The sequence below is a fragment of the Synechocystis salina LEGE 00031 genome (assembly GCF_015207985.1).
Classification (GTDB): domain Bacteria; phylum Cyanobacteriota; class Cyanobacteriia; order Cyanobacteriales; family Microcystaceae; genus Synechocystis; species Synechocystis salina.
Window position 1 is genome coordinate 1 of sequence record NZ_JADEVV010000037.1, and the last position, 16314, is coordinate 16314.

Genomic DNA, 16314 nt, shown 5'->3' on the forward strand with positions numbered 1-16314 from the left:
AAATAGTCCTTGGCCTGCTGAATTTCTTCTGGGGTCATAGATTTTTCCTGTTTTTCTTATTTTTACAGCAATTTTCTCTACTCACATCACTAAGCATTTATACTCAGGGCAAAAGTGGGATGCTCCCCAAGTTTACTCGTCAGCAAGCCCAAAAAACAATAAAACTTATAGCTAATTCAATTAAAAATACGGCAATATAAATAATTAAGGTACTTTCAATACAAGCCTTGTAGAAATCTCTACTGTCTTAATTTTATTTCAAGCAGCTATATTCGCTAAGGAGTTTACAGCAAATTCCGAATCAACTTGACACACACAGGATAGTCGTAATGATTATTCTGTAACGGTTTTGCTGTGCCACTCAAATACCGTAACCGTTGTAACTTTTCTAAAATCATTCTCTTTCTTGGTTAATGCAATGACTCCAACCCTCAAAATCTCGGCTTTTAAAGATATTTCAGCTTTTTTATTGAGCACCCTCCAGCCGCAGTTAGATATTAACTTAGAAATTAAATATGTCAAAAATGCTGATGAAGCCCATCAAGATTTGTTCGACAATAATGCCGATATAGTTTTAATGTCCTATGACGATACTTTGTCCCTATCATTAGAGGATAAATATTCTGCAATTTTGGCCCTTTTCCCCATTCACGGAGGCATTTTAGACCTGTGTGGCGAGATTGATCCAGAAGCGAATAAAAATAGAATTGGAATTGATACAAACACCGGTTACGCTAGGGCTTTACGTTCTTATTTAAGCCAAAAGCTCACGCCAGAAGAATACCAAAACTTAGATTTTATCAAGGCAGGTGCCACTAATTTACGCTATGACGAACTAATTAACAATCAAATCGATGCTACTTTACTCAATCCTCCCTATTCTTACTTAGAAGGTGCCCAAGCTGATCCAGGTTTTCAGCTTTTTTTAGGGGACTATCAAGGGGTTGTAGCTAATACGAATAAATATGTTTGGCAGGACCTCGACAAACGAGCTTTGCTAAAGGATTTTATGGTCAGTTATCAAGCTATGTTGCAAAATCTAGAAACGAATTCACAATCAACTATTCAAAGCTTATCCGATTACTATAGCATTTCTACAGACATAGCAACTAATATCTATAATCGTCTATGGATGCCCAATGGATTGAATGTCAATTTTCAGTTTAACAACCTCCAATTACAAGGGACGGAGTCTATTTTTTCTCAAGACACTAATGTCTTTGTTCCTTTGAAACGTTATTGGATCTTGAATCAAGACTTGAATAGCTTTTATCTTGATCCCAATGCAACTGATGCTTTTAATTTTCAGCCTAATACGGACAATTTAGGAAGTTTAGTCTACGATATTAGCTCTGTCTCCGGAGAAATTAAAGGCGAAATTGATGATGGTGCGTTGTCCCAAACCAATGCTCTATTTCATAACCTGGTGGGGTTTTATGCGGTGGAAAACACAAGCGGAAGCATTCTCGATGTGGATGATCTTAATGGTAATGGTCTGGTAGATGACTTGCTAAATCCAGGGGATAAAGGCTATGCCCAAACTGCGCTTCGTCAACACGTCAATAATTTTTTTCTGGAAGCTGGGGCCAATGGTGATCCCAGTAAAAATACCACTGCAAGTGAATTTGGAGAAGTGGTTTTGGCCGGAGGACGTTTTTATGCTCCTTTTTTAATCGCCAATGGGGGAGATTTATTAGTGAAATCAGGCAGTTTTGAGCAGGCGATCGCCGCTTTTTTAGCGCTCAATCCTGGGAATACAGGAGCCAGCCTGGAAAATTTTCAAACTAAGGCTGTTGCTTATTTTAGTTTTGGTGCCGCCAATCCTGATGCTTCTGAACATCTGCGTCGCTTGGAAAATAACACTTTTGGCTTTGAAGACCTGCCCAGTATTGCTGGGGTCAGTGACTATGACTTTAATGACACTGTGTTTAGCTTTTTTTATCGCACCTAGATTTTTGTTTTTTAGAAATTATTCTGGCCGGACGGCAGGACTACTTTATGCAAACCCACCATAATCCAGACCCCGGCGATCGCCCAGCCAACTTCCATATCTTCGCAATCAGTGGCTGGAGAATGTCAGAATAGGGGCAACTTGTTGTCCTTGCCGTTAAACCATGCCGACCCAGCTTGATAACATCACTTCCCCGGAAACTTCCCCTGATTATTTGGACGAAGTGCCTAATGACATGGAAATGTCTTTGTTTGATCACCTTGATGAACTTAGAACTCGCATTTTTCTGTCCTTGGGGGCAGTCTTGGTCGGAGTGGTGGCCTGCTTTATCTTTGTCAAACCCTTGGTGCAATGGCTCCAGGTACCGGCGGGCACAGTGAAATTTTTGCAGCTTTCCCCTGGGGAGTTTTTTTTCGTTTCCGTTAAGGTAGCGGGCTATAGCGGCATCCTCGTGATGAGTCCCTTTATCCTCTACCAAATTATTCAATTCGTTTTACCTGGTTTAACCCGTCGGGAACGTCGATTGCTGGGGCCGGTGGTGCTGGGCTCCAGTGTGCTTTTTTTTGCCGGTCTAGGCTTTGCCTACTATGCTCTCATCCCCGCTGCGCTCAAATTTTTTGTCAGCTACGGGGCAGATGTGGTGGAGCAACTCTGGTCCATTGATAAATATTTTGAGTTTGTGCTTCTGTTGATGTTTAGCACGGGGCTAGCCTTTCAAATTCCGATTATTCAAGTGGTTCTGGGCTTTTTGGGCATTGTCTCCTCCGAGCAAATGCTGAAGGGTTGGCGCTTTGTGATTTTGGGGGCGATGGTGCTGGGGGCAGTCCTCACCCCTTCCACGGATCCCCTCACCCAATCCCTTTTAGCTGGAGCAGTGCTGGGGCTTTATTTTGGGGGCATCGGTTGCGTGCGCTTACTGGGTAAATAGTCCCCAATCCTTTATCATTTGAAGTACGTTGCTTAACATTAAGAAATATTAAGATGGCATCCTCCGTTGCAATTAGGGAACTTCCTATTTTTCCACTGCCTGAAGTTGTGCTTTTCCCTGGGCGGCCCCTGCCCCTGCACATTTTCGAGTACCGCTACCGGATGATGATGAACACCATTTTGGAAGACGATCGCCGTTTTGGGGTGTTGATGATCGATCCCAGCACAGGGGAAATTTCCGATGTGGGTTGCTGTGCAGAGGTGTTGCGCTACCAAAGATTACCCGATGACCGGATGAAGGTTTTAACCCTGGGACAGCAGCGTTTTCGGGTGCTGGAATATGTGCGGGAAAAGCCCTACCGAGTCGGTTTAGTGGAATGGATTGATGATAAATACACGGGGCAGGATCTCCATGGCTTGGCCAAAGAAGTCGATCGCCTGTTGCATGACGTGGTTAATCTCTCCGCCAAGTTGACCGACCAGAATTTGGAATTGCCCGATGATTTACCCGTGTTGCCGGTGGAATTGTCCTACTGGGTAGCAGGAAATCTTTATGGCGTTGCCAGTGAGCAACAGAGTTTGCTGGAATTACAAGACACCGCCGAGCGCTTGCAACGGGAAGCGGAAATTCTCATGTCCACCCGCAACCACCTCGCCGCCCGCACCGCTTTAAAGGATGTTTTGGGTACAGAGGGAGAAGAATAGAACATTTTTTTAAAAAAGCTAAAAAAAAGCCCTGTTCCGGAGAATCAGGGCCTTACTGACCAAACTAATTTGCTAGAGAAGGGAAATTTTACAGTTGGGGAATTAATTGTTCCTTAACGGGAACCTCGGCGTATTCCGCCACAATTTGCCGAAATTCTTCCCCGTCAATGGTTTCTTTCTCAATTAAAAGATCCACGAGGCGATCGACTACTTCTCGTTGTTCTTGGACGATTTTGCGGGCCATTTGGTGACCCTGTTCGGCCAACTGCCGCACCTGGACATCAATACGGGTGGCTACTTCTTCGGAGTATTCAGAACGGTTCATCAAGCCACCGCCGAGAAATACTTCCCCGCCTGAACTCTCCAAAGAGATGGGGCCAAGGTTGCTCATGCCAAAACGAGTTACCATCTGGCGGGCCATTTCGGTTACCTGTTGTAGGTCACCACCGGCACCAGTGGTTACTTCGTCATCGCCAAAGACTTCTTCTTCCGCAGCTCGACCGCCCATGGCACCGGCAATGCGGGCCATCAGTTGGGATTTTGTGGTCAGGCCTTGTTCCTCGTTGGGGGTGAACCAGGTCAAACCTTGGGCTTGGCCCCGGGGAATGAGGGTGACTTTTTGCACCGGATCATGATCTTTTAACAACGTGCCGACAATGGCGTGGCCGACTTCGTGATAGGCAATTAAGCGCTTACTTTTGCTATCCACCAAGGGAGTGCCTTCCATCCCGGCCACAACCCGGTCTACGGCATCGTCAATTTCCAACAGGGTAATGGCAGATTTACGACGGCGGGCGGTGAGGATGGCGGCTTCATTCAACAAGTTGGCCAAATCAGCTCCACTGAAACCAGGGGTACGGCGGGCAATGGAGTCGATGGAAACTTCCGGCGCTAGTTTTTTGTTGCGGGCATGGACCTCTAAAATTTCCTTACGACCGGCGTAATCGGGAGCATCCACCATCACTTGGCGATCGAAACGACCGGGACGCATGAGGGCGGAATCGAGAACATCGGGGCGGTTAGTGGCGGCAATAATAATAATCCCCGTATTGCCTTCAAAACCATCCATTTCCGTCAGCAATTGGTTGAGGGTTTGTTCCCGCTCATCGTTACCACCACCGATGCCAGCGCCCCGTTGCCGACCCACTGCATCAATTTCATCAATGAAGATCAAACAGGGGGCATTCTCTTTGGCTTTTTTGAACAGATCCCGCACCCGGGAAGCACCAACCCCCACAAACATTTCTACGAATTCGGAACCGGAAATACTAAAGAAGGGCACTCCGGCTTCCCCGGCGATCGCCTTGGCGAGGAGGGTTTTACCGGTACCAGGAGGGCCTACCAGGAGCACGCCTTTGGGAATTTTGGCCCCTACAGCGGTAAAGCGTTCGGGCTGTTTGAGAAAAGTTACTACCTCTTGCAGTTCTTCTTTAGCTTCGTCAATGCCGGCCACATCATCAAACATGACACCGGTTTTGGCATCCATTTGAAAGCGGGCTTTGGATTTACCAAAGTTCATGGCTTGGCCGGGGCCGCCGGGCATATTGCTGGAACGGCGGAACAGGAAAAAGAGGGAAGCAATTAAAAGGACAGGGAAAATTAAATTACCTACAAAGCCCCAAACCATGCCATTGTTGCGGACAGGGTGGGAGTCAAGGCGAATGTCGGCATCCCGTAAACGGGCAATCAATTCCGGGGCGTTGGTGGGGAGGTCAACCCGGGAACGGAGGGTCCGGTCTACTTCTGGATCACTAACTTGCACGATCGCCGTGCGGCCATTTTCATATAAGTCCACACTGGTAATGCGGCCAGCATCCACATATTCGAGGAAGCGACCATAGGTCATGCGGGTGTTAGCAGTGTTGGAACCGAGGTTGGCATCTGCCCCTCCAAAGCTCCCCTGCCAGAAGAAAAAGCCGACTACCAACAGGGGTAGGGACCAAAGTAGGGCAGTTCTCCAGGAAAATTTCATATGTTAGCTCACTTTAAAAGTTAAGACGGTCGTAGGATTTAGTGTAATCGGTTAATCGTGGAACGGAGACTGAACCCCGCCATGGAGGACTAGCTCCCCGACGCCGTGGAATTGATTAATCTTGTTGACAATGGACTTTTGTAACAAAATCTTAACTAAATGTAACGTAATTCTCATAATTACGACAACCCCCTAGCCCTGGGCGGATTACCGCAGGGTCTACCGAGTGGGGAATTTGCTAGCTTGGAAAGTAATCGTTGGGGGCAAGCCACCATGGGTCAGACCGTCACAGACAAGAACCTAACTCTGGAAGAATTTTCTCAGCTCCCAGAGGGGGAAGTTAATTACGAATTCCAGGACGGCACGGCGATCGCCAAAATGCCACCAAAACGCATTCATTCCTGCCTTCAACGGGCATTACTCTTCCTACTATCTGATTGGGGCAATTGGGAAGGTTGTGCTTTACCTGGGGAAGCTTACCCGGAATGGGCTATTTGTCTGCAAAAAGATGAGCAAGATTGGGCCCCCGTGCCGGATGTGACCTACATTTCCGACGGCAAACTAGCGCCCTTTAACCTAGAAAATGACTTTTGCCCGGTGGCACCGGAATTGGTGGTGGAAATTGTTTCCCCTGGTCAGTCCTTTGCAGCCATGACGGAAAAAGCTGGGGATTATCTCGCCGCTGGGGTGGAACGGGTCTGGATTATTGGCAATGCTGAAGGTACAGTGCATACTCGCCACCGTAGCTTGACCATTTTTGCCCCCGATCGCCTCCCCATTACCTACCAAGGCGATCAGCTAGTGGAAGACGACCTATTGCCCCAGTTGAGTTTTACTGTTAATGAACTATTTGCCAAAGCTAAGGTTTAGATAAAAAATCAGCCCCAAACCTTTGTAATTCAGGGCTGAATCTGAGGCGACACGAAAACTTTTAGAGAAACAACTAGTTAATTCGTCGGTTTGGTTGACCAACTAGAAATCGGATTTAGATTTGGTGCGGATGGAGGAGCCTTAATGGTGTTTACCAGTTCCTCCCAAGTTAATCCAGAAATGTCGCTAAAGATCATCTGGTTAGAACTAGAAGAATTAATTACTTTTTTAATAATTAATGAACCGGTCACCCCACCATCATTACCACCACCATTAACTCCGTAAACATAGTCTGGAGCCAAAATAAAAGCTTCAATGTTATTTCCCCCAGAAGCCAATATCCGCGGCGGACTAGAAGAATAGGCCGCTTCTCCGTAACCAAAAATATTCAAATCCGTCGGCTTATAATTAGTACAAGTTCCAGAGCAAGAGTGGTTTAAATGGGTGTTGCCGCTTACATTCATGTCGCCCTTGACGTGCATCATCACGAGAAATCTTTGACCAGTAGTGGGATTAACGGTTTTTACATTGACGGTATCGTTTCCACCCAGAGCTATTTTGTTGATGCAGTAAACATAGGCAGGAAGAGTTGTTCCATCATTGAGGGTCATGTTCGTACTAGCGTCGGTACTTCTCGGCAAAGTCATACTCCCAGACAAGGTGGCAAAAGTATTAGAAGCTGGACAGGCAGGATAGGGGGGCAAATCCGGCTGGGGCACATTACTGTACATCGCTTCATAGGTGCCAATGGCAACCTCACTGTTGGGGAAATCGGCAGGGTCAACGGAAGCATTGCAGTCATTAACAATGATGTCGGAATAGACATCTTGATTGCCCGCAACGATTTCATCACCGGTGGCGGTTTCCGTAACCCATAAACTTGAAACCGAGGCATTATTGGGGAGACGGGTAATGGGGATTTTTACTTCTAACCGTGACCGGGCCTCATTGGCGGCAGCGGCATTGCGGTTAATGGCTCCTTCCACAACTAAGGTTCCTGTGCCCGGCCCAAGACCGATCGCCCCTCCATTGGCGGTATCTGGAGTGTATTGATAGCTAACTAAGCGAAATTCACCTTGGGGCAAAGTTTTCCAAGCCCGATTACTGACAGTTGCCGTTATATCGGTGGTGGTGGTTACTCGTGGCTGACAGGCCGCACCGGGGGTGGTAATTGTCCAGCTTCCTAGGTTAGGGAGATTATGCCAACTGGGGGTACTATCGGTATCGCTGCAAGTACTACTGCCGGAATTCCAATTCTGACAATCTGGCAAGGCGGCGATGAAGCGATTGGCCGGGGTATTCATCAAGTTAATTAACTTGGTAATGCCTGCTTCAGCAGCATTTTGGGCTTGGTCGGTGGCCGCTTTGCTAGTGGAGTTATTTTGTTGAAACATTGACCTTTGCATGATCACGACGCCAATAATCGTCAGCACTAGGCCAACCATAATTGCCATCGGCAAGGCAAAACCACCGTTATCAGCAGGACGGCGGTAAGAAAGAATTATGAAGCGGAAAAATTTGTGAGGATTCATAAGCGGTGCCCAACCTAACCCAGGGAGCTTTTTTAACCCACTAAAATTCTGATCGGGTTTACTGGGCTACTTTCCATTATCGTCTTGATTGAGGCAATGGCAAGCTAATTTTTATGACGGCGATCGCCAAAAATAAAGATAATTCAGCAATTACCACAGGCGGCTACAAATCCTAATTTAAAGTTCAGTAAATATAGCTAGAAAAACCAAGTATTTTTAGCAAAGTACTATTTGAATAGGACAAGGAATGGGCTTGTGCCCTCCGCTCAGGGTCGAGATGGAATGATCTACGACGAGCTGTCAAACATTGTGATACCATAGGCAAAAGAAAGGAAAAACGTCCCCGATCGCCTTTTGTGGCATGGAATAGGGCGTTGCCCCGACCCGTTCAACCACGAGTCCCTATAAATAAAATTGCCAAGAAGTATGTCTAAAAAATTCTTAACAATCCTCGCTGGCCTTTTGCTAGTGGTATCCAGTTTCTTTTTGTCCGTTAGCCCCGCTGCCGCTGCCAGTGCAACGGTAAAAATGGGTTCTGATAGTGGTGCCCTCGCCTTTGACCCGAGCACCGTCACCATTAAAGCTGGGGACGAAGTTAAATGGGTTAACAACAAGCTCTCTCCCCACAATGTTGTCTTTTCCGCCGCCGATGGTGTGGACGATGCCACCGCGGCTAAGCTCTCCCACAAAGGTTTGGCCTTTGCTGCTGGCGAAAGCTTCACCTCCACCTTCACTGAACCCGGCACCTACACCTACTACTGTGAACCCCACCGGGGCGCTGGCATGGTAGGCAAGGTTGTCGTTGAGTAATCCGACGGGTCCATTCTTCCGTTGTTGATTTAAGCTTAATGCTATGGGGTCTGTCTCTAACTCCCTCAGTTTTCCCAAATGGTAGAGATAAGTAAAATTTCTCTTGCTGATTGGGGATTGAGGGGAACGGATCGAAAGTCTACAAAACAGATTCTTGACTAAGCCATCTACTTAGAAAAACTTCTGCGTTTTGGCGATCGCATCTTTTAACCGAGATGCGATTTTTTTATCCCAAATTTCCAGGGTACCAAGGCTCGGATTAGGACAATATCTAGGAAAAATTGACGAGGAAATAAATTTGATTTTTTCTGTTCACCATATCCGAAAATCTTTCAGCATCGTTATCTAAAATGACTACCTTTACACCGATTTCTTAACCAAACACCAGGTTATCAATGATCTGTTGTAGTTGGCCGTTATCCCTAAGCTCTAGAGCAATTCTATGATTTTTGGAAGGGTATTCCACTAGCAGACAGGTTTCGCACTCAAGATATTCAGCATGTCTCCTATCAGCCCCATCACAGGCATGAGCAGGATAATGAATTTCAACCTGGGTTGCGTAGGGCTGTAAATTTTTTAAATCTAAACAATCGTGAAATGAAAACTCACCAAAAGTAAAATCTGTATTTGTTTTAAGCTGATTTAAATAGCGACAGGTATTATCGAAACGATTATCATGCAGAACTGAATTCTTAGTCTCATTTAAAACAGTCTGGGGCGCGAAACTGATCACTTTATCAAACTTGAGAAGATGACCAAATAAAATAACTGCATAGCCACCAGAGGAACAACCTATACCAACAATTTTTTTATATTTCTTCTGTCCAATTAATCCCTCCAGCCACGCTAGGGTCTCTTGCATCGTCTTCGTTTCGTTCTTGATGCCATCTAAATAGTATCGACATTGAATATCTCGAATAAACAGCTGATCAACCTGTGTATATTGTTGAAGAAAATTATGAAAAACAAAAGTCGGAATTGAATTCTTATCACCAAAGCCAGCAAAGGAAACCAGTAAAGTATCTGAATCTTGGTCTATATACCAATGGTTATCTGTGTCGGACCAAGGTTTTTGTTTCCGATCACTGTAATCTAGATCATAGTTGGGCTTATTGATCGATTTTTCTGATTCCTGGCTTAATAAATTGGGGATGTATTGTTTGAGTGAATCGGTTGATTGTAGTTTCTTTTTGCCGCCATCTTCATCAAACATAAATGATAGCAACGTATATCTTTTTCCAGAAATTACTGGTTTCACACCATGTAAAAGTTCTGGTTTAAAAATAATACAAGCGCCCTTCTTTAGCTTAAATTCTCGGTCGAGGGTAGGAAAATAAAGTTCCCCGCCTTCATAGGCTTCGGGGGCAGACAGAGCAATGACAAAACTTAGTTTTCTGTGCTCCATTTCCCCCTGAATGTCAGTATGTGGATTGTAGTGACTCTTATTTTGACCATCATAAAATCCAATTTTCCAACGCTCCCTATATTGAATTGCAATATCAAACTTTTCTTTGGCTAAGCCATCCACTGCATTAAAAATAAATGTATCAACTGGGGCGCAATCAATCCTAGAAAGAAAGCAATCTTGTCTGATCTTTTGTTTAGGATCGACACGCATACCAACTTTAGATGATTGAAACTCGTATTTTTTCAAAGTTTCAAAAATATACGCGATCAAAGAATCGGGAAGTAAATTTTCTACGATGATATAGTCGATCATTGTTTAATTTAATCCTGAGCTCAGTCACAAAAGAGAAATAAAATCATAGGTTCCATCTCTCTAATTGATTTTAAATTAAATTACAGATGATTATTATGAAAGAGAGTAAGGGGGAAGTTATTTGTTTTTTGGCAGTACATCTACTCCGCCATTTCGTTTGTGATCGGTGGTGCCCATTATACTGAAGTGTACGTTAAATGCCCTCGGATATAGCGTAGGACTTATGGCCCGCGGAACTCCCATTAGTTAAACTAGGGGATGGACCCAATCCAATTAAGTTAGTTATCAAAACTTTGCAGTTGCCATGACCCTTCGATCGCCAGTGGAATTCCAAGACCAATTTGATGTCATCGTGGTGGGGGCGGGCCATGCGGGCTGTGAAGCGGCCTTGGCTACGGCGCGGTTGGGCTGTCGCACTCTCCTGTTAACTCTCAATTTAGACCGCATTGCTTGGCAACCCTGTAACCCCGCCGTGGGGGGCCCGGCCAAATCCCAGTTGACCCACGAAGTAGATGCCTTGGGGGGGGAAATTGGTAAAATGGCTGACCGTACCTATCTGCAAAAACGGGTGTTGAATATTTCCCGGGGACCGGCGGTGTGGGCGTTGCGGGCCCAAACGGATAAACGAGAATATGCGGCGGTGATGAAAAATATTGTGGAAAATCAACCCAATCTATCCATTCGGGAAGGAATGGTGACGGATTTGGTGCTGGGGGAAAATGATGAAATCCAAGGTGTGCAAACCTACTTTGGCGCCTGCTTTGGGGCCCAGTCTGTGGTGATTACGACGGGGACTTTCCTGGGGGGCAAAATTTGGATTGGCAATAAGTCCATGCCAGCGGGGCGGGCCGGCGAGTTTGCCGCAGTGGGATTAACGGAAACATTGAACGCCTTGGGCTTTGAAACTGGCAGATTAAAAACAGGGACTCCAGCTAGGGTGGACCGGCGATCGGTAGACTATGACAAATTAGAGCCCCAACCCCCCGACGACCAAGTAAGTTGGTTTAGCTTCGACCCAGCGCTGTGGGTGGAACGGGAGCAAATGAATTGTTACCTAACCAGAACAACGGCTAAAACCCATCAATTAATTAAAGATAATCTCCACCTGTCCCCCATTTATGGTGGCTTTATTGACTCCAAAGGGCCCCGTTATTGTCCTTCCATCGAAGACAAAATTGTTCGTTTTGCCGATAAAGAAAGCCATCAAATTTTTATCGAGCCGGAAGGTCGAGACATTCCCGAACTCTACATCCAAGGTTTTTCCACGGGGCTACCGGAAAATGTACAACTGGCCATGTTACAAACTTTGCCGGGGCTCGAAAATTGCGTTATGTTGCGGCCCGCCTATGCAGTGGAATATGACTTTTTACCAGCGACCCAATGCTACCCCAGCTTAATGACAAAAAAAGTGGCAGGGCTATTTTGTGCGGGGCAAATTAATGGCACCACCGGCTATGAAGAAGCAGCGGCCCAAGGCTTAGTAGCCGGCATCAATGCGGCGCGTCATTGTCAAGGCAAATCCTTGGTCATCTTCTCCCGGGAGGAAAGTTATCTCGGTACCTTAATTGACGATTTATGCACCAAAGATTTGCGGGAACCCTACCGGATGCTCACCAGCCGTTCCGAGTACCGCTTAATTTTGCGTTCTGACAATGCCGATCAAAGGTTAACTCCCTTAGGACGGGAAATTGGCTTAATTGACGATCGCCGTTGGAACCTATTCCAGACTAAACAAGCTAACATTACAGCGGAAAAGGAAAGGCTGTACAGTACCCGCATTAAGGAACAGGACGAGGTGGGTAAAAGCATCGCCGACTATACCCAGCAAAGGATTAAAGGTTCTATTGTTTTGGCCGATTTATTACGGCGGCCGGGATTCCATTATCCCGACTTGGAAAAATTTGCCTTGGGGGATGGCAGTTTAACCGCCGAGGAAAAACAGGGCGTGGAAATCGAAATCAAATACTCAGGCTACATTAAACGGCAACAAACCCAAATTGAACAGGTGAGCCGCCACAGCCAAAAACGTTTGCCCCCAAGCTTAAATTACATGGCCATTGAAACCCTATCCATGGAAGCGAGGGAAAAACTAACCCAGTTCCAACCCCTCACCATTGGCCAGGCCGGTCGCATTGGGGGCGTTAACCCCGCCGATATCAATGCCCTCTTGGTTTATCTGGAAAGTCAACTAAGGCGATCGGTTTCCCCTTGAGCAATTTGAACTATGGGGGCAGGGTTTAAGGGCAATTTGATCACCATTGTTGTCCCTTTTTCCGGCACCGATTCTACTTGTATTGTCCCTCCCTGGAATTCCACATAGCGTTTAACAATGCTCAGTCCCAAACCAGTACCGGGAACGTCCCCCACATTACTGGCACGGTGGAAAGCTTCAAACAGTTTTTCTCGATCCTGGGGAGGAATGCCGATGCCTTCATCCTGTACTTGGAAAAGTAAATGATCTTCATCCCTACTAATGTCCAGGGTAACCGTACTGCCCGGGGCTGAATATTTAATTGCATTACTTAAAACATTTTCCAACGCATGGCGGAGCAGCCTCACATCCACCAAGGAGCGTTCCTCCGGCTTGAGATGGTAGTTAAACTCCAGATTGTGTTCACTGCCCAGGCCACAGCTAAAATTTTCGATTACATCGTTACCCAAGTTCCGGAGGTTTGTGTTACCCAGCTCAATTTCTAGTTTATTGGCGTCGTAGCGGCTGATGGAAAGTACATCATCAATTAGTTGTTTTAGCCGTTGGCTAGCATTTTGAATATTATTGATGTAGTGTTGTTTCTTTTCTAGAGAAAGACGGTCAAAATATTTGGATAATAACTCTCCAAATCCGATAATAGAAGTCAAAGGGGTACGAAATTCATGGGAAACAATATCGACAAATTGGCTTTTGGCTTCATTTAACTCCCGTTCTTTGACTAAGGATCTCAATATTTCGATTTCCGCCCGTTTAATGTCGGTAATATCCTGACCAAATACCACTACCCGAGCGGCTTCTGACAGATCATCCACTAAAAATTCTACTGTTTGTGCCCAAATTTGTGTGCCGTCTTTTTTCTCCATAGAGAAAATAGTCCACTCCCCTAGGTTAAAACGGGCCTGTTCTAAATTTTCTGCATGTTCTTCTCGGTGAATTTTTTGCCATAGCAGTGGATCTTCATACATTTCTTGGGGAGTGTAACCAGTTAAACTTTCAAAAGAAGGATTAATGTAATACCACTTGCTAAAATTCATCGTTCTCATACCGAAGAAAATTGGCAGATTTTCCACAATACAACGTAGGGTAGCTTCGTTATCTTGAATAATTTGTAACTGTTTTCTTTGCTCCGTTATATCTTGAATTACTGCCAGCACATTGGTCTCATTTTTTGAAGTGATCAGGGCAGTGGAAATTTCAATTGTACGCAGAACTCCGTCCCGGCGGACGATTTGCCACTCCTCCTTGACCATGTCTACCCCAAAAGCCACCGCTTTCATTCGGGCGATCGCCCTTTGTCGAGATTGTTCATCGGGGTATAGGGTCTGATACCAGCCGCACTGATTAATTTCTTCCCGACTATAGCCCGTGATGGTTTCCATGATTGGATTCCAAACACTAAATTCCAGGAAAGGAAATTGGGTAACTGGCTGATAAACACATAACCCTTCCACCATTTTTTCCAATAATTGCTGACGAAAGTAATTTTCCCGTTGCAATTGAGCTTGAATCGTTTTTTGTAGAGTTATATCATGGACTATGCACTGAACAATCGAATGGTTTTCATAGGTAATCACACTGGCGGAAATGTCGACGGAAATTAATTCTCCAGATTTTTTTACCAATTTGACATCGGTTAACTCGGCAATTTGTTCCCTTCTGAGGATGCGCCAAAAGTGTCTTTGTTGAGCCTGGAACTCTGAAGGCAATAGCCTGATGTCAAGCAAAGACCGTCCAATTAATTCTTCTTGGCTGTAACCACTTAACTCCACGGCCCGATAGTTTACTTCCAGGACAATGAAATCAATCGTAATTAAAATAATTGCGTCACTGGCATCCCGCACTAGGGCTCGATATTTTGCTTCTTGGGTAGCCAGGGTAATGCTCACCTGTTCTTTTTCAATAATTTCCTGTAATAATTGACTATTGCTAGTTTCCAACTCACTAGTTCTTTCTTCAATCAGCACTTCTAGATTTTCATTAATAGTTTTTAGTTGAATTTCCGCTTGCTTGCGTTCAGTAATGTCGGAAAAAGTCAACACCACTTCCTGGATGGTATTTTCATTGTAGGATTCAGGATAGGCATTAATATATGCCCAAAGTACTCGATCAATATCGGAACGGTAAATCCCCATTTCAAAATTTCTGCAGGGCATTTGATTGGCTAAAACCTGGGCCACGGGAAACTCTTCTTTTTTCAGCTTTTTTCCTGTTCCATCAAAAAACATCCAGTATTCATCTTCTATATTTCTGCCTTCTAAATCCGTTAAACCCAGGAATTTTTCTGCCCGAGGATTAGCATAAACAATTTCGGTGTCGGCTTTATGAACTACCACGCCATTATCGAGATTTTCTAATAGACGGTAGTATTTATCCTGATTTTCCCGCAGTTCATCCTCCATTCGTTTGCGGTCACTAATATCCCGTAGGGAAACTAATTTTGCCAATTGTCCATACCAAGTAATCTCAGTTACACTAACATCAACGGTATAAACATTACCGTCGTCCACTGATAAGCTAAATTCCGTATTTTCCAATGGGCTACAAATAGTTCCCACTAGCTCTTCCAAAGTACAGTTGAGAAACTTCACTGCTTGGGCATTGGCATAACAAATATGATTATCTTGGTCTAATACCAATAGCCCGTCGTTAATACTGGCAAAAATATCTCGGAAATTGGCCTCGCTATTCCTGATAGCCTGCTCTGTTTGAGCCCATTCTGAAATATCCCGACAATTGTAAAGATAAACACCACCGTTAATGGCAACTTTCTTAAGATTGATGAGTAGGGAGTGAATTTTACCTCGCTTATCCTGAATGCTGTGCTGTAAATTTTGCAATTCTCCTTTCTCTTTTAGTTCATACTCGTTAAAACTAAAATCACCCAGAAGTATCTTAATATTTTCCATGGCGTTTACTTCTGCCACAGAATAACCAAAAATTGTATCAACTTTGGGACAAATAAAAGTAAATTTTCCGATTGAATCAGTAACAAAAACGGTATCAGAAATGTTAGCTAAGATTATTTGACTAAGTTGTTCTATCTGACTATTATTTTCGTCAACACAAACGGATTCAGTAAAATTTTCCAGATAGCTATTATGGTATTCCAGGGTTTGCTTTTGCTGGAAAAGTTGTAGATAAATTTTGACTTTGGTCTGGAGAAAAAATTCATTGGGCGGTTGCTCAAGAAAATCAACTACTCCCAAAATATCTATTTCGGCCATTGCCTTGGTAATAATTTCTTGCCGAGCCAGAAAAATAATTGGGGTTTGTTCCGCCAGGGGAAAAGAACGAATAATTTTAGCGGTATTTAACCCGTCTAACTCAGGCATTTCCTCCGCCAAAATCATTAAGGCAAACTCTGTGGTGGCGGCGGTGGCGATCGCCTCTCGGCCGGAGTTGGCTGTGATTATTTCCACCGGTAGGGAACCCAGGGCGTGGGACAGGGCAGCAAGACGTTCCTGGTGCTCATCCACTAACAGGACTTTGGGGCTAGGAATGATAGGCATGGGTTCCAAGGTCAGACATTAATTAAGACAAGGAAAATTCCATTTTTCGGGAGATGGGGGCCTTCCCCACGGGCGGTGGACTATCCCCTGCATTAAAATGTTAGTC

General features: G+C 45.0%; 11 protein-coding genes. 7 read left to right on the top strand and 4 right to left on the bottom strand.

Translation table 11 applies throughout. From position 1 onward, the window contains the following. The 4 genes from IQ217_RS18990 to IQ217_RS12805 form a co-directional block, all read left to right on the top strand. Positions 1-200, top strand: a 200-nt coding sequence (locus tag IQ217_RS18990; RefSeq protein WP_228024090.1) for a hypothetical protein, incomplete at its 5' end; no start/stop codon positions are given. Between the two features lie 218 nt (positions 201-418). Then, complete coding sequence (locus tag IQ217_RS12795) at positions 419-1951, top strand: DUF4114 domain-containing protein (protein ID WP_194020235.1); 1533 nt, start codon at positions 419-421, stop codon at positions 1949-1951. A gap of 163 nt (positions 1952-2114) precedes the next feature. Further along, positions 2115-2879, top strand: a complete 765-nt coding sequence (gene tatC, locus IQ217_RS12800; RefSeq protein ID WP_194020236.1) for a twin-arginine translocase subunit TatC — start codon at positions 2115-2117, stop codon at positions 2877-2879. Positions 2880-2932: 53 nt separating this feature from the next. Next, complete coding sequence (locus IQ217_RS12805) at positions 2933-3583, top strand: LON peptidase substrate-binding domain-containing protein (protein WP_190598263.1); 651 nt, start codon at positions 2933-2935, stop codon at positions 3581-3583. Positions 3584-3671: 88 nt separating this feature from the next. On the opposite strand, the gene ftsH2 is transcribed toward IQ217_RS12805, so the two are convergent. Continuing rightward, the gene (ftsH2, locus tag IQ217_RS12810) at positions 3672-5555 is read right to left on the bottom strand and encodes an ATP-dependent zinc metalloprotease FtsH2 (RefSeq protein WP_190598262.1); all 1884 of its coding nucleotides are present in this window, start codon (positions 5553-5555) and stop codon (positions 3672-3674) included. Positions 5556-5798: 243 nt separating this feature from the next. On the opposite strand from ftsH2, the gene IQ217_RS12815 reads away from it, so the two are divergent. Next, the gene (locus tag IQ217_RS12815) at positions 5799-6425 is read left to right on the top strand and encodes a Uma2 family endonuclease (RefSeq protein WP_228024091.1); all 627 of its coding nucleotides are present in this window, start codon (positions 5799-5801) and stop codon (positions 6423-6425) included. A 77-nt stretch (positions 6426-6502) separates the two neighbouring features. On the opposite strand, the gene IQ217_RS12820 is transcribed toward IQ217_RS12815, so the two are convergent. After that, the gene (locus IQ217_RS12820) at positions 6503-7957 is read right to left on the bottom strand and encodes a pilus assembly PilX family protein (protein WP_194020237.1); all 1455 of its coding nucleotides are present in this window, start codon (positions 7955-7957) and stop codon (positions 6503-6505) included. A gap of 426 nt (positions 7958-8383) precedes the next feature. Here IQ217_RS12820 and petE point away from each other — a divergent pair, with 426 nt between their 5' ends. Next, on the top strand, positions 8384-8767 hold the full coding sequence (petE, locus tag IQ217_RS12825; RefSeq protein WP_190598261.1) for a plastocyanin: 384 nt from the start codon (positions 8384-8386) through the stop codon (positions 8765-8767). Positions 8768-9140: 373 nt separating this feature from the next. On the opposite strand, the gene IQ217_RS12830 is transcribed toward petE, so the two are convergent. After that, on the bottom strand, positions 9141-10487 hold the full coding sequence (locus IQ217_RS12830; RefSeq protein ID WP_194020238.1) for a 2OG-Fe(II) oxygenase: 1347 nt from the start codon (positions 10485-10487) through the stop codon (positions 9141-9143). Positions 10488-10791: 304 nt separating this feature from the next. Between IQ217_RS12830 and mnmG the strand changes: the two genes are divergently transcribed. Further along, positions 10792-12699: a tRNA uridine-5-carboxymethylaminomethyl(34) synthesis enzyme MnmG gene (mnmG, locus tag IQ217_RS12835; protein WP_194020239.1), complete on the top strand. Its 1908-nt coding sequence runs from the start codon at positions 10792-10794 to the stop codon at positions 12697-12699. Here the strand turns inward: mnmG and IQ217_RS12840 are convergent. Then, the gene (locus IQ217_RS12840) at positions 12672-16208 is read right to left on the bottom strand and encodes a hybrid sensor histidine kinase/response regulator (RefSeq protein WP_194020240.1); all 3537 of its coding nucleotides are present in this window, start codon (positions 16206-16208) and stop codon (positions 12672-12674) included. The genes mnmG and IQ217_RS12840 overlap by 28 nt on opposite strands. Positions 16209-16314 lie beyond the last annotated feature (106 nt).

Coding starts and splice junctions, on each gene's coding strand:
- IQ217_RS12795 (WP_194020235.1), top strand. CDS start 419: ATGACTCCAACCCTCAAAATCTCGGCTTTTAAAGATATTTCAGCTTTT.
- tatC (WP_194020236.1), top strand. CDS start 2,115: ATGCCGACCCAGCTTGATAACATCACTTCCCCGGAAACTTCCCCTGAT.
- IQ217_RS12805 (WP_190598263.1), top strand. CDS start 2,933: ATGGCATCCTCCGTTGCAATTAGGGAACTTCCTATTTTTCCACTGCCT.
- ftsH2 (WP_190598262.1), bottom strand. CDS start 5,555: ATGAAATTTTCCTGGAGAACTGCCCTACTTTGGTCCCTACCCCTGTTG.
- IQ217_RS12820 (WP_194020237.1), bottom strand. CDS start 7,957: ATGAATCCTCACAAATTTTTCCGCTTCATAATTCTTTCTTACCGCCGT.
- petE (WP_190598261.1), top strand. CDS start 8,384: ATGTCTAAAAAATTCTTAACAATCCTCGCTGGCCTTTTGCTAGTGGTA.
- IQ217_RS12830 (WP_194020238.1), bottom strand. CDS start 10,487: ATGATCGACTATATCATCGTAGAAAATTTACTTCCCGATTCTTTGATC.
- mnmG (WP_194020239.1), top strand. CDS start 10,792: ATGACCCTTCGATCGCCAGTGGAATTCCAAGACCAATTTGATGTCATC.
- IQ217_RS12840 (WP_194020240.1), bottom strand. CDS start 16,208: ATGCCTATCATTCCTAGCCCCAAAGTCCTGTTAGTGGATGAGCACCAG.